The 19,752-nt window shown below is 45.4% G+C and carries 24 protein-coding genes; 16 read left to right on the forward strand and 8 right to left on the reverse strand.

Annotated features, from left to right (window positions below; translation table 11 throughout):
- The first annotated feature begins 38 nt into the window (after nt 1-38).
- From K9W43_03795 to K9W43_03805, 3 genes are read left to right on the forward strand one after another with little or no spacing between them, the layout of a single operon-like run.
- Entirely contained in the window at nt 39-275 is a 237-nt protein-coding gene (locus K9W43_03795) for a helix-turn-helix transcriptional regulator (GenBank protein MCF2136342.1), read from the forward strand.
- Nucleotides 265-636: a hypothetical protein gene (locus K9W43_03800; GenBank protein ID MCF2136343.1), complete on the forward strand. Its 372-nt coding sequence runs from the start codon at nt 265-267 to the stop codon at nt 634-636. Before K9W43_03795 ends, K9W43_03800 begins: the two co-directional genes overlap by 11 nt.
- 15 nt (nt 637-651) lie before the next feature.
- Nucleotides 652-1,050, forward strand: coding sequence for a hypothetical protein (locus tag K9W43_03805; GenBank protein MCF2136344.1), 399 nt, complete (start codon nt 652-654; stop codon nt 1,048-1,050).
- Nucleotides 1,051-1,091: 41 nt separating this feature from the next.
- On the opposite strand, the gene K9W43_03810 is transcribed toward K9W43_03805, so the two are convergent.
- Nucleotides 1,092-2,525: a PqqD family peptide modification chaperone gene (locus tag K9W43_03810; protein MCF2136345.1), complete on the reverse strand. Its 1,434-nt coding sequence runs from the start codon at nt 2,523-2,525 to the stop codon at nt 1,092-1,094.
- Between the two features lie 288 nt (nt 2,526-2,813).
- Between K9W43_03810 and K9W43_03815 the strand changes: the two genes are divergently transcribed.
- From K9W43_03815 to K9W43_03830, 4 genes are all read left to right on the forward strand, one after another.
- Entirely contained in the window at nt 2,814-4,022 is a 1,209-nt protein-coding gene (locus tag K9W43_03815) for a hypothetical protein (protein MCF2136346.1), read from the forward strand.
- A gap of 9 nt (nt 4,023-4,031) precedes the next feature.
- A complete protein-coding gene (locus K9W43_03820) occupies nt 4,032-4,403 on the forward strand; it encodes a hypothetical protein (GenBank protein MCF2136347.1) in 372 nt (123 codons plus the stop codon).
- Between the two features lie 160 nt (nt 4,404-4,563).
- Nucleotides 4,564-5,259 (forward strand): hypothetical protein, encoded by a 696-nt coding sequence (locus K9W43_03825; GenBank protein MCF2136348.1) that lies wholly within the window; start codon nt 4,564-4,566, stop codon nt 5,257-5,259.
- Between the two features lie 273 nt (nt 5,260-5,532).
- A complete protein-coding gene (locus K9W43_03830) occupies nt 5,533-6,177 on the forward strand; it encodes a hypothetical protein (GenBank protein MCF2136349.1) in 645 nt (214 codons plus the stop codon).
- Nucleotides 6,178-6,300: 123 nt separating this feature from the next.
- Here the strand turns inward: K9W43_03830 and K9W43_03835 are convergent, their stop codons facing one another.
- Together K9W43_03835 and K9W43_03840 are read right to left on the reverse strand one after the other, a co-directional pair.
- The gene (locus K9W43_03835) at nt 6,301-6,810 is read right to left on the reverse strand and encodes a DUF3368 domain-containing protein (GenBank protein ID MCF2136350.1); all 510 of its coding nucleotides are present in this window, start codon (nt 6,808-6,810) and stop codon (nt 6,301-6,303) included.
- Nucleotides 6,800-7,096: a UPF0175 family protein gene (locus tag K9W43_03840; protein ID MCF2136351.1), complete on the reverse strand. Its 297-nt coding sequence runs from the start codon at nt 7,094-7,096 to the stop codon at nt 6,800-6,802. Before K9W43_03840 ends, K9W43_03835 begins: the two co-directional genes overlap by 11 nt.
- Before the next feature lie 313 nt (nt 7,097-7,409).
- Here K9W43_03840 and K9W43_03845 point away from each other — a divergent pair, with 313 nt between their 5' ends.
- From K9W43_03845 to K9W43_03870, 6 genes are all read left to right on the forward strand, one after another.
- Nucleotides 7,410-7,823: a hypothetical protein gene (locus K9W43_03845; GenBank protein ID MCF2136352.1), complete on the forward strand. Its 414-nt coding sequence runs from the start codon at nt 7,410-7,412 to the stop codon at nt 7,821-7,823.
- A gap of 273 nt (nt 7,824-8,096) precedes the next feature.
- Nucleotides 8,097-8,492 carry a hypothetical protein gene (locus K9W43_03850; protein MCF2136353.1) on the forward strand — a complete coding sequence of 132 codons (396 nt, stop codon included), beginning with the start codon at nt 8,097-8,099 and terminating at the stop codon, nt 8,490-8,492.
- A 15-nt stretch (nt 8,493-8,507) separates the two neighbouring features.
- A complete protein-coding gene (locus K9W43_03855; GenBank protein ID MCF2136354.1) occupies nt 8,508-8,834 on the forward strand; it encodes a hypothetical protein in 327 nt (108 codons plus the stop codon).
- A 14-nt stretch (nt 8,835-8,848) separates the two neighbouring features.
- Nucleotides 8,849-11,089, forward strand: a complete 2,241-nt coding sequence (locus K9W43_03860) for a hypothetical protein (protein MCF2136355.1) — start codon at nt 8,849-8,851, stop codon at nt 11,087-11,089.
- A complete protein-coding gene (locus K9W43_03865; protein ID MCF2136356.1) occupies nt 11,089-11,841 on the forward strand; it encodes a metallophosphoesterase in 753 nt (250 codons plus the stop codon). The genes K9W43_03860 and K9W43_03865 overlap by 1 nt, the downstream gene beginning before the upstream one ends.
- Before the next feature lie 241 nt (nt 11,842-12,082).
- Nucleotides 12,083-13,030, forward strand: coding sequence for a hypothetical protein (locus tag K9W43_03870; protein MCF2136357.1), 948 nt, complete (start codon nt 12,083-12,085; stop codon nt 13,028-13,030).
- Nucleotides 13,031-13,048: 18 nt separating this feature from the next.
- On the opposite strand, the gene K9W43_03875 is transcribed toward K9W43_03870, so the two are convergent.
- Complete coding sequence (locus K9W43_03875) at nt 13,049-13,387, reverse strand: hypothetical protein (protein ID MCF2136358.1); 339 nt, start codon at nt 13,385-13,387, stop codon at nt 13,049-13,051.
- Between the two features lie 108 nt (nt 13,388-13,495).
- Between K9W43_03875 and K9W43_03880 the strand changes: the two genes are divergently transcribed.
- Nucleotides 13,496-14,719 carry a hypothetical protein gene (locus K9W43_03880; protein MCF2136359.1) on the forward strand — a complete coding sequence of 408 codons (1,224 nt, stop codon included), beginning with the start codon at nt 13,496-13,498 and terminating at the stop codon, nt 14,717-14,719.
- Between the two features lie 4 nt (nt 14,720-14,723).
- Here K9W43_03880 and K9W43_03885 read toward each other — a convergent pair whose 3' ends face one another.
- Nucleotides 14,724-15,734 carry an aminopeptidase gene (locus K9W43_03885; protein ID MCF2136360.1) on the reverse strand — a complete coding sequence of 337 codons (1,011 nt, stop codon included), beginning with the start codon at nt 15,732-15,734 and terminating at the stop codon, nt 14,724-14,726.
- 110 nt (nt 15,735-15,844) lie between these two features.
- A complete protein-coding gene (locus K9W43_03890; GenBank protein ID MCF2136361.1) occupies nt 15,845-17,218 on the reverse strand; it encodes a DUF6159 family protein in 1,374 nt (457 codons plus the stop codon).
- Between the two features lie 259 nt (nt 17,219-17,477).
- On the opposite strand from K9W43_03890, the gene K9W43_03895 reads away from it, so the two are divergent.
- Nucleotides 17,478-17,999 carry a universal stress protein gene (locus tag K9W43_03895; GenBank protein MCF2136362.1) on the forward strand — a complete coding sequence of 174 codons (522 nt, stop codon included), beginning with the start codon at nt 17,478-17,480 and terminating at the stop codon, nt 17,997-17,999.
- On the opposite strand, the gene K9W43_03900 is transcribed toward K9W43_03895, so the two are convergent.
- Entirely contained in the window at nt 17,956-18,204 is a 249-nt protein-coding gene (locus K9W43_03900) for a hypothetical protein (protein MCF2136363.1), read from the reverse strand. The genes K9W43_03895 and K9W43_03900 overlap by 44 nt on opposite strands.
- Nucleotides 18,201-18,542: a hypothetical protein gene (locus K9W43_03905; protein MCF2136364.1), complete on the reverse strand. Its 342-nt coding sequence runs from the start codon at nt 18,540-18,542 to the stop codon at nt 18,201-18,203. Before K9W43_03905 ends, K9W43_03900 begins: the two co-directional genes overlap by 4 nt.
- A 198-nt stretch (nt 18,543-18,740) precedes the next feature.
- Here K9W43_03905 and K9W43_03910 point away from each other — a divergent pair, with 198 nt between their 5' ends.
- Nucleotides 18,741-19,649 carry a hypothetical protein gene (locus K9W43_03910; GenBank protein ID MCF2136365.1) on the forward strand — a complete coding sequence of 303 codons (909 nt, stop codon included), beginning with the start codon at nt 18,741-18,743 and terminating at the stop codon, nt 19,647-19,649.
- Nucleotides 19,650-19,752: the final 103 nt, after the last annotated feature.

Raw genomic sequence — 19,752 nt, forward strand, 5'->3', positions numbered from 1 at the left:
ACGTAAAGTGTACTTTACAACATCGAGAGGTGTAACCGATGATTGTCAACAAGCTCAAGGAAATTCGTGAGCGGAAGAAAAAGGAGTCCGCATCTCCTGAAGAATGGTCTCAAGAAGGGTTGGCGAAGAGACTTGGAGTCACCCGACAGACGATCATCTCGATGGAGAAAGGAACCTACAATCCATCTCTCGAGTTGGCTTTCAAAATTGCAAGAGTCTTTGGACTGAGTATTGAAGAAGTGTTTGAGTATAGAGATGATGAACATGAGACGTGATGTCATGAGTGGTGTTCTGGTCATCATAATTGTGACCATTATTGCTGTGTCTTTGTGGCTTATCGGACCTGGTGTATTTACCAGTATAGACGGAACAATTGGCGGAGTGATCGGTGGCGTTGTCGGTGGTGTGTTATCCTCACACGTAGTACGAAAATATCAAGATGAGCGATTTACCCAGCTAATTGGATACTCTTCTCGAAACGTTGCACTTCTTGTGCTAATGGCACTTCCTTGGGTTGCAGCTGTATTGGCATCAGGGCAGATGACAATGGCCCACGCAGTATTGATGATATTTGCACTTTGGTTTGGTGCTATTGGTATCTTCTACCTCTCTGTTTTATATTATTACAAGAAATAACTGGAGTATATGGTTATGAACGGTGACACCATTAATTTTTCAAACAAGACGCTCATGGTGCTATTAGTAGTGTTAGTATCGTCTTGGGGCACAATGATCTTCATTGATGCGGTAGTCTTCCACGCTACTTCAGAGGATCTGATTGTGACTTCTCTATCTGGGGCCATTTTCATTACTGTCATGATTGGCTTTACAGTTTATCATCAACGATTCCGAGATGAACGAACTACTCATCTCCTAGAACGTTCGGGCAGAAATGGGTTTCTCTTTCAAGTCTATATTCTTCCCTTTCTCATCATCTTTCTCTCATTAGCACCTATGAGCCCAACCAATATGCTTCTGCTGTTTGTTGTATTTTGGGTCGCATCGATTGCAGTTGCAATTCTATCTGCTATCTACTACTACCGGAGGTAACTGACCAGTCAGAACCAATCACTATTGAGCATCGTGCAATTCTATTTGTCCGACTCGGGGATCAATCCGTGCTGATCCCCTTTTATTCTTCTTCGAAGTGTTAATCGGATGTTGTCAAGCTTAGATGTCATTTTGCTACTCTCGCCCCAGAATGGCTTTATCTCATCATATCCTTGTACGTCCCAATAGAGTGGACAGCCACCCCAGCAATAATCGAACTTGTCACATTTTTTACAGCCCTCTGGTGCATAGTCTTTGTTTCTCCAGAACTTGGCGGCCCGACTATACCATACCTTTTCAAAACCGTCATGTAACAGGTCTCCAACCGGCTCGCTGAAACTCGAGCACGGTAACAGTCCACCCTCCGCATCTACAGAGATTAGGCCGTCACATGCGGCACAGGTCTTTGCTCCGAGACCGTGGGCGATGGGATTGAAGAGGCAGATCGGTGTGGGTGCATACCAGACAAATTGAATGCCCTTCTTCTTTGCACGGCGTTGCACACGTTCAACTATAGTTCCTATCTCTGAATACTTGACCTGGAGTTCTTCCCGGAACTTCACAGCGCTACCCGTGTAGATTACCATGTTCATACTGAAGTACGAGAGACCTAAGACATCCTTGTGAAAGTCAACGAGTTGTTCGAGCTTGTCCATGTTCGGGCGGCAGATGGTCGTGTTGCAGTGCGTGTAGATGTCAGTCTTGCGTAGGTTCTTGATTCCCTGCACGGTCTGTTCAAAGGCTCCCGGAACACCAACTATGTAATCATGAGTTTCCGCATCAGGACCCTCAATTGAGACCTGTGCACTATTGAGACCCGCGTCAACAAGCTTTTGTACGAACTCCGGATCCGCGCAGCGCCGGCCGTTCGTTATCAGGTTCATCCTCAGTCCTTTCTCTCGACCGTATCGTATGAGTTCGAAGAGATCTTTTCGAAGAGTTGGTTCGCCGCCGGTGAAAGAGAGGCTGGGAACATGTGCATCATCCGCAATGATATCGATGACCCGCTTGACCTCTTCGGTTGTCATCTCTCCTGACTCTCGGTAGGGAGAGTATGCATAACAAAAGCGGCACCGATTATTACATCGGTACGTAAGGGCGATCTCACTGAGGACAGGGAACTTGATCTCGCCAGTTCCAAAGGGAACGATGCGAGCGGTCTTGTACGTGTATATGTTCTGATTACCCGCAACCATGTTTCTGAGATCGTCAACAAAGGCAGCCATGTCGTTCAATACTTGCTGCTGGTCTGCCCCCTGCTTGGTAAACACATCCACGATCTCTGCCGGTGTTGCCCCTTCAAGGAGCATCTTGAGCATGAGCATTCCCGTTCGATTGAGGTGCATTACTTTGTTGGGCCGGAGAATCAATAGGTTGTCTTCAGGCCGTGCGAAGAAGTAGTCTTTGACCTCGCTCATGAATGTGGGGATCCACTGAAGATCCTCCAGAGTGTAGTTGTATTTGGGCAGTATCATACAAATCCCTGCTGCTTGAAGTGGCCGTTTTAATTATTATTCGAACCGTTATATAGATTACAGCCATACCATTGGTGGTCTATCCTCACTGTTCGCGCATTTTTTAAAAATGTCTGACGCTTGCCATAACCGGATGAAGTAGTTAGTGGACTGGCATTCCTTACAGTTCTATTTTCTCTTGGCAAATACTAAATCGCTTTCCACGTCTTTAACATCATACGTTAGTTAGACACGCCAAACAAGACGGTCTTTATGATCAGTAAGGTTTATACGCATTTGGCCTATTGATTGATTGAGGAAGGAATTCTCATGGGATATATGGGGCTAGTTGATCGTGTACGTGATACACGAGTGGAGCTAGGTCGGTCGGTCGGTCGGTCGGTCGGTCGTCATGGACGTAATCTTTTGAAATTAAGGACACTACTGCTTGTGATTGCTGTGTTGTCGCCGTTGTGGATCATGCCGCTCTCGGCACCCGTGGTCTCGGATGTGGTGGTTGTCATGCATCATGACCGTGCAGTGAATACTGCTGTCCAAACCATCGTAGCAAATGATCCGCATGTGCGAATTGTGGAGTATGAATCGTTGGAGTATGCACTGACCATCCATCGGACTGCCGGAAGGGTCGTTTGGGTATCACATGGGTCTGAAAATGGAATTCTGGCAGGTTCACGGGTCATCTCGTGGAATGCATTTAGTAGTAGAATCAAAATGACTCCCGGGAATGATCTAATCTTGGCTTGCAAATCTTCAGAGATTAACAAGTATATTCCTGTTACACAAGTTATCGGGTTCCCTGATTCTATTGATGCTGTTCTGGGTGGTTTCATTGTTACATTATTATTGCGTCCTTCCCGTTTCTTAGGAACTGCTTTGCTTCTTCGTATGACGGATTTGACACATGAACCCGCCAATTTTATTCCTCTTAATATTGTGTATGGTGTACACTCCTTTGATCTAAATGGTTATGGTGGAGCAATAATGTACAAGCGGCAGACTCCCTATAGTTATACTAGTTATTATTGTTCTGGCACGGGAACAGTATCACGCTGGCCAGGAATTCCCATACTCAATACGGGTATTGCAATTCACAGCCACGGAACTGACTATGTGTATGGTGTACTTGATTTTAATGGTCTCAACTATTTTGGTCTGACTCATCCAGATGTTTTTCTAAAGGAGATGGTCACTGATTTCATTATAATTAGTATAATTGCTACGGTGTTAACCTACATTCCTGTAGGTCTGGCGGCCCATGGAGCCATCTCATTAGCTCAAGGTCTAGTTCCTGTTGTTGTGGCGGTATTGAAATCACTATTGCCAAGCATAGCAGTCTATGTTGTTTCGCTCTTCAATAATATAATTTTCCAGGCAAATCCAGAAAGTCTTGAAGCATGTCTGATGCTTGGCGCAATTGATACTTTATCACTCTCATTGGGAGATACGGTAGCCGCATTTATCGCCCTGTATGCAGGTTTGAATGGTATTCGATTGTAGGTGATCTCTTTGACCGAAGATTTCTTTTCTTCAAAACATCAAATCGCACTGTTCTGTGTGTTATTGCCCGGTCTAATCGGTATGCTTGCACTGATAATCTTTCAACTTAGCATTTTTTGGATTCCCCTGACCGTGCTTGGTCTTGTTTCTCTTGGAGGCTATTCATATCTTGTTGGACGCTCTTTTAGATTTTCGAAAGGATTCTATGTTCAGCCTCGAATTTATGTACTTCCGATTATCATACTGGTAATTTTGCTTAACATGATAGCTGCATCTGCACTTCAAGAAGTGACAATGTACTTTTTGATGGCAACGATCATATTGTTTGTGTTTTCGTTGACGGTTGGGTTTCTGCGAACTCCTTCAGATATCAGCTCATAGAAACTACAAACATGATAGTCTGGAGAATTCAGTTTTTTTGGGGTGTGTGTGTACAACAATATATTAATAGCTCTCTAAATGTTTCGTTTACTACATATTTGCTCCAGCCATGTAACGGTCACTATATCCGGTGATATTATTGTGGGAGGCGGAGATAGGGATGGAACGAGATCATAATACTGGTGCTGACAACGATAGGGATTACCTAGAATTTTCAACAATGGCAAAAATAAATTGGATCACTTTATTGCTCTCCGCCTTACTATTCGTTGTCCTTGTCTATCCCTATTTCCCTTCACCTTATGTTTATTTCAATCATAATCCTGTGGATGTTGCGTTGGTCACATTTCTAGGAGTGACCAATGTTAAACCAGTGTTGGCTCTTTGTACTGTTCTGGGTGGAATAGTCGGTCTACTCTTGTGCATTCCTGTCCATCACATGTACAATGCAGTATTGCGTGGTCAAGTCATTTACTTTGGGCGCAGGCGTATTGTCTTTCTGACAAGTGGTTCTTTTTGGGGCATAGTTTGGTCTTCAGGACTAATGGTTTTATGGGATTTTATCTGTCCTTATCCAAATAGCGGTACTTTATTGCTTCTATTTATTATGTATCCCGGGCTTATTTTTGGTATAGTAGTATCTCTTGTCAATCTTATTGAATATTATAGGGCTAAGTATCAAGCATCCCGGCGGGGTTTCCGGATACGGCCCACTGTGATCTGGCACCAATATATGCTCCATCTTATTTCATTTAGGCATTATTTTCGATTAAAGTCCTCAGTTAGACTTGAACTTGTGCCTCTCCCTAATGCAGCATCCTATTCTTCGTCTAACCATTCCATCGATCTCTCATAATTAGCTCATGCTCTAGGGCTGTTGACATCTTCTCTGAATGCACTGGCCATTCATCGTGAGCGTACTGGTTCAGAAACCGAATCTGGCTCTGGATCTGAATGACTGATTTACCACCTACAAATTTGTATGCTTGGTATCAAATCTTCATCGACTGGGATATTTTCGGTGGTCATCCTATGATTTGTTCACGAGTTAAATTCATATTTTCGCATGGCCTGTGCCCTGTGATGGAACACTATATTCGATCATAGATTCGCATGATAGGTGAGAGAGATGGAACGTGATAATGAACGTCTAGAAGCGCGCAGAGTTCCAGAGCCAATGGCGATAGTGCATATCAATTGGATCTATTTAACGCTCTTTGTTCTAGCATTCGTTATGACCTTACCGTATCTTCTCTCCCCCTACGTCTTTATTGTCCATAATCCGGTCGATGACGCTCTAGTTGCATTTTTAGGTGTGGCATACGTCAAACCTGTCTTGTACCTCTGTATCATTATCGGTGGTCTAGTCGGTCTAATTGTATATCCTCCCCTTCACAGATTATATATGACCGCACTCCGTGAGCACGTCATTCAAATCGGGCGAATTCGTATCTTGCTCTTAGCATTTGTTCCGATCATCGTAATGTTCTTTTCGCATGGACTGCAAGCGATATGGGACTATATTTGTCCGCTTCCAAATACTGGTAACTTGTTGAGTGTTTTCTTCAATCTTCCCGTAGCCTCTTTTGGTATAGTTGCATCTCTTCTTAGTCTTATTGAATACTATAGGGCAAAACACCACGCATCATTACAGGGTCTTCGTCTGCAATTTACCATGATTAGACGCAAACTCGATTCATTTAGGCTCGAATTAGTCCCTCTCCATGATAAAGTCGATCCACTATCCGCTAGTCAGTCTATTGATATTTCTTAATTTTTCAAGTAGGGCCTTCATCACGATGTTGAGGTTGTTGTCGACCGTTACTGTTGGTGGTCGATCTTCAATATTCGGCGAATCTTTGATATGATCTCGATGGCTTATTATAACCATTATTTCCTATAATTCTTTAACCATTTGAAGTACTCTTCTATACACTCTGGCCTCTAATCTGAAGCCTTTATCTATCATTCTATCTAATGTATGAATCATATCATTCTTATCCATTAACTGTGATGATACCGCCTGAAGAAGCACTCCAACTGTTCCTAAACATTTTATTCCAAACATTTCTGCAATCGTTCTTCCCACTTTGTCATCAATCAGTAACAGCGCTGATTCTTTCTTTGCGAGAACTATTGCAGTAGCCTCCCCTCGATGGATTCCTGTATTCTTACCAATGCGTTTTGCGAGTGTATTGTCCATATCAACGACTCGGATCCATCCCGCATCTATCGCGGTCTGTATTTTAATTGAGTCAGGAGTTTCTTTTGTTCGACAGACTTCCATATGTACAGTTTGAGGGATGAGAAGATTTGAAAACAGATCTTTTAGCAACTCGATTCTTCCAGCCCTTGTGAGGTGTATGAGTGGACTGGCATTACTTACAGTTCTATTTTTACTTGGCAAATGCTAAATCCTTCTCCAAGTCTTTAATGTCATACGCTATTGGGATTAAAGACCTATCTGCCTCATCTATCATTTCTCTTAGTGACACTCCAGCCATTTCTGCTGCTTTCCATAATGTTACCTTTCTCTCTCTATAAGCTTTCAATGCCCTGTCAATCAAAAACCGTTTTATTCCATATGCTAGAGCGCGTCTTATCAGCTCTGATCGGTCAATCTGCTCCTCTTTTGCAAGCACCTCTAATTGTTTGATCATTTCTTCAGAGAGTCGTGCGGTTACGGTTTCCATAATTCTCGTGTACATTATATGCTTTCGTACACATAACCTTTTCTTTTACTGCCGTCCGCAACCTTTGTTGTGGGATAATTCGGGATATTCTATTTGAGTTCGCCACGCCAAACAAGATGGTCTTGATGATTAGTATGGTTTATACGCATTTGGCCTATTGGTTGATTGAGGAAGGAATTCTCATGGGATATATGGGGATAGTGAATCGTGTATTTGGTGCACGCGCAGATCTATGTTGATCGGTCACTTGAGAATTGGCGACCACACTTTAATTCAGACAATTGGTACAGGAACTCCTGTGAGGTGCTATGACTTGTTTGATACAAAACAACAAATCCGACTTGGGGTATTATTGTTGGTGATATCCGCCAGTCTTGAGATACTGCTGTCGTTAACTCAAACAGAGCCCAGCCTATCTCTATTACAGCAGAATCTCTCCGATCTTCCTTTAGTGCTTCTTCTTATGCTTTCATCAATTTTCTTGGCAAACGGTTATGCACTGACCCACGATTTAGACGCAGAGCGAACTCTCAATGTACTGCCTGCTCTATTACTAGTTGTGGGGATAGTAGGGCTTATTCTCACTATGATGTTTCATAACTTACTAGTGGATATATTCTTTCCAAGAACTCTTGTTACAGGCTTTTTATTACTCGACTCGTTAATATTAGCAGCAACAGGCTTCTTTATCTTTGAATTTGCACGGGGCAAAAATAGATCGCACTAGAGTGCATCTCTCAGTCTAGGGACGTATGCCACATGTTCTGAAACGACTACTCAGCTGCAGGTATCATTACGATATCGGCAGATGTTTCTCTGTTGTAACTCTGATTTGTCAATCAGCTCCACTTTTGCAAGTTTCATTGATTACTTGACCAATTCTTCAGAGTTGTGCAGTTTACGGTTTCCATAATTCTCGTATATGCCAATGGCCGCTAACATGTGAAAGGCTTATCAATCTTTGATTCTGAAAAACCATAGAGATATCGGAGAGAGGAAAATGAGCTCCAATGAAATCAAGTTACCTTACGGGACGATAAAAGACAAGAAACTGATAATGCAGTTCAGCGCGTTTGATATGGATCTTCCAGTCATTGCTGCGGGAATAAGGGAACGAATGGACGTTCTGCGTGAGATCGGTGTTGCATTTGCAGGGTTTGGTACCGAGGTGCCCGCGAACATCTCTGAGCAAAGTCCTGCTGTTCTCAAGGCGTTTTTCGAGTACACTGGTTCTGGTGGGCAACCCGCCGCAGTTCTCAGACAAGCATACCATCTCATCTGGAGTGGAATGATCCAGAACTTCCCATCATTGACCGAGTGGGCTGAGGCCAAGGCAGACCTCTCTAATCTTACTATTGCTCAGGCAGAGGTCATTCGTGCAAGGAAGGGTGACTAGGGAGCCACAGAAGCGATGGTCGCGATTGAGGTCTCGGAGATCGTCTTTGAGCTATTGGAACGTGTTGTACGCAAGTCTGAAAATCATGACTCAGTCCAATCGCTTGTTGATGCGGTACTCACCGAATACCTAATGAAGCATGATCGGTTTGGTCAACTTCATGTACCATTCTCTACTATGCTTATGACCGAGGCCGACAATATTGGTGCTGCTCGTAAGGTCATTGATACTATCGATTGGTACGATACACACGACCCTATAGAAACCGCTCTAAATCATCTTCGAGCAGCCGAAGACCTCTTACGCGACACGGCACATCGACTCGCCAAGGAAGGTAAATGAAGGAGGCACACTATTTGAGAGCACGAGCAGTTGTTGGCATTGCATTGATTTTCGTATTGATTGTGGTCCCTGTCAGCATTACAGGATTGCAAATAGCCGTTGAGAACTTGAACACTTCAGCCCATCCTGCGCGGACGAGGTCAACTATCACAGGTCACGATATAGTTCCGTCGCTTGACTATCAGGAAAAAGGCCGCCAGTCTCATGTAGCGTACGATCGACAATTTACTCTTAGTGACGATATTGAAGTCTCGATTGATAGCGTCTATGTTGATGTTGTGATATTGCTCAACGGAAGAATCAATGTAACCTATTGGATTACGTTCACAGTTGTTTCAGGTTCATTAGGTGGTTTTGATCTAAAGGGTATTCAAGAGTCATCCGTCTACGACCCGAATCGTGCATATGCCGATATGAATGGTGCGCATTATGATTTGGTCGTCCGTGAACTCTCCGATGGATATGCGCTCGACTGGACTCCCCGGACACAGGAGGGTGAAAGCGTCACTATTGTCTTTGGATACTTCAGTACAAATCGAGTGCTTGAAGAGACTAAAGACAGTCATGATAACTCCCTTGCAGTCTTTCACTGGTCTCCGGTTCAGTGGGATCAGTCTATTACTACTGAGAATGTCCGTGTGATTTATCCCATCCCTATGCAATCATCCTGGATTACCTCCGAGGGCGGAATTACCTCCGAGGGTGCATCATATGTTGGATATATGCAAGATTCTCGGCAGGGCATCGTACAAGGTGGCAGTACGCGGCCTTTTGATGCGTTACACCTTTTAGCATACCCTTCAGATGCCGCAGCCAGTCCACGTAATTTCAGTGTGAGTCTAGACGCTTATCTTACCTCCTCTTATGATCAATTGGTTATCTTTCACTATACCAACTGGAGTTTCTTTGAAGGTCACATGATACCGGGGCTGTTATCTTATTCTGCTCCTGACATTATCAACGCATATGGTAACACACATTTTGACTTGTCAGTCACGGTCTTCAATTCTGGTGATGAGCCGCTCTATGATGTTGAAGCAACGTTCTCACTTCCTGAAAACCTCACTCTAACTTCGGGGTCTCTCAGCACTTTTATTGGCACATTAAATGCTGGCGAGTCTTACATCCTGAAGTATACATTTACTCCTGATAACAAAGGTCAAGTGCTCAGTCTGCCTTTCTTAGTCACCGCTTCAAATGTTAATGCCAGTGACTATCTCTCCTTTACTGTGTCGATCTATGTTCAGGAGGTCGAGCCACCGCTCGTTCCACCTTCTACCATCATGATTATTGGAGGGATCTTTGTGATAGCAGCAGTGGTTGGGTATGGCTATAAGGCAACCAGACCGATTCCCGGGGCTAAATGGACCGCTGATGATACAACCTTTGCTTACGAGTCCCCTGAGATTGCCATTCAAACATTTGGGGCACCCGGAACTGTAGCCGATCTGGATCCCGTGGAGGCTGCATTCTTCAACAACATTCCCCGTGCAAAGATAGTTTCAATGGTTCTCATGTCCTGCGTGCGGAAAGGTGCTGTTCGTATCATCAAGGCCGAACCGCTGGAACTCTCAGTGACAGGTCTTCAGTTCGACGAACTTACCTATTATGAGAAGCTGTTTGTGGACGCAGTTGTTGATAATCATCTTGATTCTGATAAGGTCGATGATATGATTGAGGAGATCGCATCCAAGGTACAGGAGAAGTCTTGGAATGCCGACTTTGAGGCGACACAAAAACACAATGAGGAACTCATGAATGAAGCTTGGGACGAGTTCGAGTCCCGTCCTACCGCCTCTGCTCGGGCGGAGTATTACTTTGATGGGACCTATCATGATAGTTGGACTTGGTATTGGCTCTTCATGCATCCTCAGCATGACTCTCGTGTCAGAGACGTCTTTTCAAGCCGTGATCATGTTGTGCCCAGTGCTATCCCCTCTTGGTTCCAAGACCTGTCCAGTGCCACTGGTCATGCTATTGGTGATGTGGCCAAGTCTACTGGTCAGATCTTATCCAATGTTGCTGATACTATTGGTCAGGTCCTAAACGGTGTTGGACAAATAATTCACTTGCCAACGGGATCACCTATTGATACCTCAAGTAAATGTGTCACACATGATGCCTGTCACTCGGCCTGTGTCACACATGATGCCTGTCATAGTGCTTGTCATTCAGCCTGTCACTCAGCCTGTGTCTGTCATAGTGCTTGTCATTCAGCCTGTCACTCAGCCTGTGTGTCTGGAGGATATAGGTAGTGTCTGATCCACTCATGGTCATCTTTCATATGAGCGACATTCACATTGGAGAGCATGGTGTCTATCTGGATGATCTGAGACGAGTGATCACTGAGGTGGAGCGGGCGAGCGATGACATAGCCTCGCCTTTCCTTCTCATCACGGGTGACCTGACCACGGATGGTCTTCAAGAGGAGTATGAAGCTTTCCACGATGCTATCAGTGGAATCTCGATTCCGTTCATGATTCTTCCCGGTAATCATGATGAGCGAAACTATGGTGCTGCTCATTTCGAACGTCTATTCGGCTCACGGTTCAAGACATTCACAAACGAGTCAATTGCGCTCTATGGTGCGGACAGTGCAGAACCTGATAACGATGCAGGCCATGTTGGTCGGGAGCACTATCCGCAGATCCGTGAGTTCTTCGAACAGGCCGGAGATAGAATCAAGATTTTCGCGTTACATCACCATCTCGTTCCGGTACCGCATACAGGACGTGAATATAATGTGGTGGAGGATGCTGGTGATGTACTTGGAGTGCTAGAGGACACTGGTTGTTCATTGGTCTTGAATGGTCATCGACACGTGCCTTGGATGTGGCGGCTCAATGATATGATCTTGTACAATAGTGGGACTCTCCTCTCCCGAAGAATCCGTGGAGCGACGATTCAGGCGTATACACGTATCGAACTCTTTGCGGATCGTGTCTCATTCACGCTCTGCCAAAAGGATGGTACTCATCGATTGTTTGCCCAGTCTATTCTGCGCTGATGGCCTTGAGCAGGTGTTCTCGCAAGTTGATGTGAATGCCCGCGTGTGTGGATTTGGGTCGCGGACGGTATTATGCAACATGACCTGATGGCCGTTCTCAAGGTCCGACTGTGTATTGCTCATGTTCTTATTTTGTAATCACTGAATAGGTTCATAACACGATTGTTCATATTGGTAAAATGTAATCTACTTCGGACGATAACCGCTGCATTGTAACTCTCCTACGAATTCTGGTGATGCTATGATTATAGAGGCAGGTATTCTGACAACACGCTTGAACATTGTGCTGACTGTCAGATACTTCTCCTATGATATTCCCGACGAATCAATAATTGAGCTGGTCAACGCCTCTCTCGATCTTGCATCTGAACCGTGTGAAGACCCCGTGAAGTCACTTGTCGTTCTTACTTGGGTCGCACCTGATGGTGCAAAATTGAAGATTGCAATCGCTCGTGCGAGGCGTGGTTTTGTTTTTATTGTTGCTGATGAACTGGAACATGATGAGCCACTGAAGGCAAAGGCCTCTACAATTATCAAAGGGTTCCCCGCAATTGTTGGAAAGCGATCTCTCACCCGTCTGAATATCCGTATTCGTAAGGCACTTCGGGTCTTTCTTAATGAGCAAATCCTAGACTACGTACGTTTTGCTCTTTTCGGGTATCCCCGGTCAGGAAAGACGACGATTTTTGCTCTTGCAACACAGGAACGAGCTGTTGTGGAATACTTTCCCACATTGAAACCTTCAGTTGCGCCTAATGCAGAATTGTACCAAGCACTTCTTGAGTTAGATGATCTCTCAAAGGCTAATGAGTGGTTCATTGTTGCAAACCGCATTGTGACTCTCTACGATTTACCGGGCACACCTAATCACTGGCAACGCTGGGTGGCATATCTCAAGCGGGTTGACGTTGGTGTTCTTATCCTTCGCAGTACTCGGCGTGGTGTGATTCAGGCCAGAAGTCTGTTACGCGATCTCAAACACAAGCTCCCCAAGACCGTCATTGCCATCGCAAATTATCAGGATCTTTCCAATGCTCTTTCCCCCGAGGCAATCTCACGTACTCTGGGTATCACGACTTACGGGATGGTCGGTACGGACTTGGATAGGATGGAGCAGCTCCGTGATCTCTTCAAAACAGTTGCGATCACGAAGTTGCAACTCGAACCAGGGATCACTCCACTGGTCTGAGATATTTTATGTTCTCACTTATTTGAAGATCCACACGGTCTGAACCGAACTGACATCCTTAAGTGAGACTGCGGATTGCACTACGCCTCTGACTACGATTATTGAATCGATAGCAGGCGAGTCGCCATCCCAGACGAACACAAGTGTGTTACTGCTGTCTAGCGCAGTTATAGTATGGACATTTCCTATACGTAGAGTGAGTTTCCCTTTCACTGCGACTGATGTGCCTGAGTCCACGTCTCCGTCATTTATTGATTTGATACTGGTGGTGGCTATTACTCCATCATGCCATGCAGCAATTCCTACTGCAACGATGATGACGACAAGTAGTCCGATTATCTTTTTTCCTTTTCCCATTGGCATGCAAATCTCCAATTTCCTAACTGTTTCAATGTGCTAAGGACCGTTCAGCTGTTTCCGGCGGTAGATTCTTAGCAGTAATACTTTGTCATCATCTCGATTCTTATGTATGTTTCTGAGGACTTTGTACGAACTTGTGGTGAAGTAGGTAATCTGACTCAAAGGCTGACTGGAACCAGCATCGTCGATGCGTTCTTTGGTCCCCCCGACTTGGCGCCGGAACGCCAGAGCAAGAACTCGGACCCTGAGGATTTGGCAGCTCGAATGATGACAATTGCTGACTGTGCTCGTTCGGAGATCGATGATTCATTGCGCTCGCTCTATCTGGCTGGTGAGGCCGAGTCACTGTCTGTTGTGTGTAGGTGGATGGGTGGGGCTGATATCGACTATGCTGACCTCGTCCATGACCTATTCAAGATAGATGTCGCACCATTTGATGAAAAGGTGATCTCCGGGCTTCTCAGTAGTCTTGAAACACTTCTTGAAGACCATAGAGGTAAGAGTCTTCGAGAAAAAGTTCTGCTCTTTCAAGAAGAAGGGAGTGTCAGTGGTGATGCTCTAAAAGAGATGATTCAAGGCCCTCTGCAGGAGAAGGCCTCAGAGGTTGGAAACCTCTTCGCAAGACGGGTCTTTTCAAAGATCGGTCAGACCGTGACTGATAATGGGGTCTCTTATGAGGCGGTTCGTGGGCAACCATGGTCAGGTTACAATTACTATCAGGGGAACTTTCACTCTATCAATCAGTTCAATATCGATCGCACTTTCAACAAAGACAGCATGATGACCGTGATTTACCACGAGTACGAGCACCATGTATCAAATCTCTGGCGTGAGAAATCGTATCGGGATTATGGTTCTCTCGAACTCAGTATTGTCCCACTTCATACTGGTCGCTGTGTCATTTCTGAGGGGACCGCAGACACTGCACGAGACTTTCTTGGAGTGGATCTTGATAGTCCACGTACAAAGATTATTGATGCTCTCTATTCACTTCGCCGGGCGGTCAGCATCAATGCCGCCTTTCTTCTAAATGTGGAGGGTGTGAGCCGTGATGAGGCAGCCTCATACATTGAAGAGAATGGTCTACGGACTCGTGAGCAGGCGGCATCTTCTCTGGACTTTATTGCACCGACTACTACTGATGGCAGACCAAATCTCTGGGCACCGTACGTGTTCACCTATCTTATAGGGCGGACGCAATTTGTTCTTCCGACATGGAAGCGGGCAGTGGCCAAGGATGAAGTTCCACGCTTTTTCAAAGCACTCTATCTGAACCCATTTTCGGGATCAAGTGTTACTTGGAATAAGGCATTTGATTGGCTCATGTAGATTATCAGATCATGAGCTTCCCATCTTTCATGACAACACGTGTTCGTCCGTCAGAGTAGGTGACTTCTACGGTTGGCTTGTCTACGAGGAAGTCCTGATGAGTGGCTGAGTTGTTGGCGACCACTCCGGGATAATCCATATTGTTCCCAAAGGCCACATGAATCGCACTGACCTTTTCACACTCAAGAAACTCATCGACCAGTCTTGCACGTGGATTCAGACCAAAGGCAAACTCACCGACGTGTTTTGCCATCTTATCTGTTGCTTGAGTTTCTTGCACGATCTTCAATGCTCTCTTATCGTCTGACTCAACACTGACGACTTCACCATCTTTGACCTTGATCGTGATTGGTTTTGACAATGGTCCGACTCCGCCAACGGCAAGGTCTGCGACAAGTGTGCCATTCATTGCGGTCTCAACCGGTCCACACAATACCTCGCCTGTCGGGAGATTCATCCATTTCATCGTCTTCCAGTCAATTGCCGTGTCGGTGAACCATGTCCGCCCCTTGGTGTTCAGTGTGAAATCGCTTCCACTTGGAGCGGTCACATGAACGCTTACCACATCTTGGAGAATTGTGAGCAGATTTCTAGCATTCTCTTGCATTGCAGCATTTTCTTCTCTCGTCAACGAGAGTGCTCCCTCGGTGAGCATGTCCATTGTGATCCCGGGGCAGTGGCCGAGTCGAGCCTGACCTTTTCGGGTCTCCAGTTTGATGATCTTAATTCTGAAGGGGGTCTCCTGTGCTGGTCCTCGTAGCACATTGATGAAGATGTCGGGCTGGTTGGGAGAGTTGATCATCTCCACAAGTTCAGGAGGGATCTCGGTTCTGAAGACATCAGGTTTGGTTTCCAAAACCAGAAGGCGTGTCCATAGACCAAGGCGTGTAGCTCCTTCTGCGAATGCTCTGCCAACTTCCTCTCTACTGTCATCACAGACGATCAGTACGGATTCACCGGGTCGGGCCTCTAAAACGGCCTCAAGTGCGTTTGCAGTAGCGATCTCTGGTCTCATAGTATTCACCGAATTTTTTTCCATGATTCGGTGGCTTTAGACTTTTGAGGTCGAGTCATTAAACTATGGCAAAAAAAGGAGTGAGGGAAGCGGTCGATGCCGCCTCCATATTATTGTCTTCTAGCCGAACGATAGGCCGTTTCAAATGTCTTCTTCGCCGGACCGGGAATGGCCGTCTTAGAGATTGAGCCGTCCTTCATTCTGATGAAGACATAGAGAATTGTTATGTACACGATATCGAATGTTCGGAGTATGAGCGTGGTCGGCAAACCTGCAAGGATCAGGAAGATTATCCCGTAAAGGAATGCTATCATGAAATCTTGCGTCTGTAGCCAGCCCACAAAGGCACCACCCGCTCCGAATCCCAGTAGGAGCATGAAGATGAGCGCCGAGAATCCCCAACGGACTCCAGTTTCTTTGATGACGATATCGACAAAGTTCTTCCTCACGAGATTGAAGCTCTTCTTGATTCCAGCTGTAGCTCCCAAGTTTTCAGCGACCATGGCTGGAACGGTAAAGTAATTGATGAGTGCCCAAATCCAGCCAACCGCTCTTGCGGCAGTATCCCCAGTCCTCCCTCCTGCTGGTCCTGACCTACGGCTGATTGCCCTTATGATCATCTGGATAATCGTTACAATGACGCTCATTACCGCCAATGCTGCTAGTCCTGCAACTGTACCAAGTGCTCCCTTGACCCCATCATTTAGACTGGGCTTTCGACCGCGGATATAGAGATAGGTAATGGCTGATGTCGTAGCATAGGCGAATTTGAAGACGAATATTGTGATGAACAGGTAGATGAGGAAGTTAATCACGATGATTGCTGTAGCCTCACCTGTCACGACAGGATCATTTACTATCCCATTCGGATATAGAAATTCAAGGACTATCGCCCCAAATATCAATGATGATAGAAATGTGAAGATCATTGAAACGAACGGGGGTGCAAAGACGCTCTTATGCTTAAGACAGACCTCACCAGTCAGACTGATAATCCTTCCTGCCCGAATCACCCTATCCTTGAACACAGTAAACATCAGTATCGTGATGATGAGCGTGGCCACTCCGGGAATCAATAGCATCCACATGCTTGTCAGAATTGAAAAGTCCCATCCTGATACATAGAGTAGCAAGAATACTGGAGCCCATGTCAAAATGTTTGTCATTGCTGCCCCAATCAGAATAAGCGTGCCGCCCAATCTCTTTGCAATTGATGCTGCTGCAATGGCGAGAAGAATGCTGAAAAACAGATATGCTCCAATAATTACCGAGATGGTGATGAGATTACTGTTCAAGATCTCAGGTATTCCCACTGAATGGATAAACGACATGATCATTGTGCCGTATTGACTCCACAGTTTCAGTATTGCATAGATTCCAGTAATAATGTAGATTCCAAAGACAACGAGAATCCCCATTACAGCTGTTCCATGACTGGGATACTTGTTTTTCCTGTGATAATCATATAGATCCGCCGGTGGCATTTTTGCCTCTCCTTTCAAAGATTATGCGTTGGAAAACTTCCATACAGATAAACATAATTAATGATAATCTCTCAAATATTATTATTACTAACTTACAAATGTGTGTTGTCTAGCACTCATCTGACCTGATTCTCTCCGCCGTTCTGCCTTTTCTTGTTCTACATAGATGAATGTTGATTGCCTCTCGTGAACATCAATGAGATGATATCCCAATATATTTTAGCGGATATACGAACCTTATCGTATGATGTACGACGTGATGTATCAGGAACCCTATCGGCTCATACGTAGAACCCGTGTTATTCTACTTCCAGTTGACGGAAGCAAGGATTCTGCACGAGCCGCATCGGTTGCCTTCGAACTCGCTGAGATCACGAAAGGCAAGCTCATCATTCTTCATGTCATCAATCTTGGCATGGTCCAACAGATCGCCCGGATGTCTGATACCGATGTAGATACTGTTCTTGAACGATATCGAGAGAATGGCGAACATCTATTGGACTGCTATAAGGCATCTGCTGCTGAACATGATGTTGATGCTCAACTGATCTTGGAGGAGGGTCTCCCTTCTAAGATGATTTTAAGCGTTGCCGATAAAGAAGAGGTAGAAGTGATTGTCATGGGCTCGCATGGTGCTAGTGGCGAACGATCGTCCACCATCGGTAGCACCACTGAGCGCGTTGTACGAGGTGCGAAATGTACAGTGATCGTTATCAAACGTCCACCACCACGCCGTACTAAACGACGTCCAACCGCGAAGCCAGGCGAATCATCTTCCTGATTGAGAGGACCTCTTCGCCTGCTGACTTGTAGGTCTTTGCAATGATCTTGGCGTCCTTTTTAGGGACGCCTTGCTCTACAAGAGTATTATAGAACACATCAGATCCCTGCTTGACATTCTTTCTGGCACGTCTCATCGCTGCATACACCTTCACTAGGAGTTTGCTGCCGCCCCCTATTGTTGAGGCAATGATGCGAGCGGTCATTCTACATCTTCGTCCTCGTCTTTGTCATGTCTTGACTTTTTGATTGCGCTGTGCTTGCCTCTGCTCTCACCAGATGCCATCTCGAGCATCTTTGCAAAGTCCAGACCGCTCACATATTGCTTGGTCATCTCTAGTGCCAGCTCATCTGGAATTCCCTCTTCCTTGAGCTTGGTGTAGAAGCGACCGATTGCGGTTGCCATGCTTGCTGCTGCCTCGGGACTGTAGACACTACTGATGAGACCTGAGATTAGTGTCGGAATGGACTCGTTGAGAGCGGAGAAGATTTCCCGAATTTCTTCGGCATCTTCCTTGTGTTTGATGTGTTTTTCTTCACTCATTGGTTTGTCACCACTTGTATAGTATGCTGGTCACTACATATGCTGATTATGGGAAAAAGTGGCCAGTTCTGTGACCACATTATGGATACTCTCTGGTCATTCTCTTTGGGTTTCTTTAATTTCCGTCTTAACCATACCTTTATTAGGTAATATGTTACATAATTAGGTAATACATTACGTATTTGAAAGGTGTTGACGGTGAACGACATACAGATAACCGAGCCTCGACATGTGATCTTTGAACGCTATGCCACTGGTGTGACTGCTCTTCTGACAGCAATTACACTTGTACTGACTACGATTTGGGGTCCTGCTGTTCTTGGGATAATACAGTACAGAACATCCCAGTCAGGAATTTATCAGATGATGGGGCAAGACTGGGTGAATCTTCTTCTGATGGCACCATTGCTAATCGTTGGAGGTTTGCTTCATATGAAGAAGCATTCCGGTGGAAAGTATTTTCTCATTCTGACTCCGATAACCCTGATTTACACGGGACTCTCATATGGTGTGGGACAAGAGTGGAGCAGCTCATCCTACGGTGGGAATGCTGAACACTATGCATGGCTGTTTCTGATAATGATGATCAGTGGGTTGATACTTGCGATGAGCAGTTATTCCATGTTCTCACCAGATGATTCTCCTAACTTCGCTGGTCGAGGCGTGAAAATCTACGTGAGCCTTATGACCCTCTTCTTGTTCTTCTTTGCCTCAATGTGGATGTCTGAGATGAGCGAGGTCATGACGACTGGTGGGACCGCCAGCGGAACCTATGCAAGTACTCCAACTTTGTTTTGGGTGGTTCGCTATCTCGATCTTGGTTTCACTATTCCGTTGGGTCTTCTTGCATTGTATCTCTTACTTACTCGACCGCGGAAGGCCTATCCAATGATTCTTCTCTTCTTTGGATTCTTCATCACTCTTGGTACTGCTGTAAATGCAATGGCGATTGTTCAGTTACTAAGTGGAGATCCCGAATTGGCAGGGGCTGTTGCAGCCGGACTGGTCATCTTTCCGATCCTTGGCATCTTATCCTATGCGGGGCTGTTCTATCTGCTAAAGGATAAAATTGTCCGACTGTTCAAGAGTTCAGCAGAATCACTATAAGGAATGACCCGGATGACGGAGTTCGTAGCACGAGGATGCCAGTATTTTTCGATGGGCCTGATGGGCGGCTTGATTGGCCGCCCTCCTCACTTTGTAAATGGTT

This window comes from Candidatus Thorarchaeota archaeon (assembly GCA_021498125.1).
Taxonomy (GTDB): Archaea; Asgardarchaeota; Thorarchaeia; order Thorarchaeales; family Thorarchaeaceae; genus B65-G9.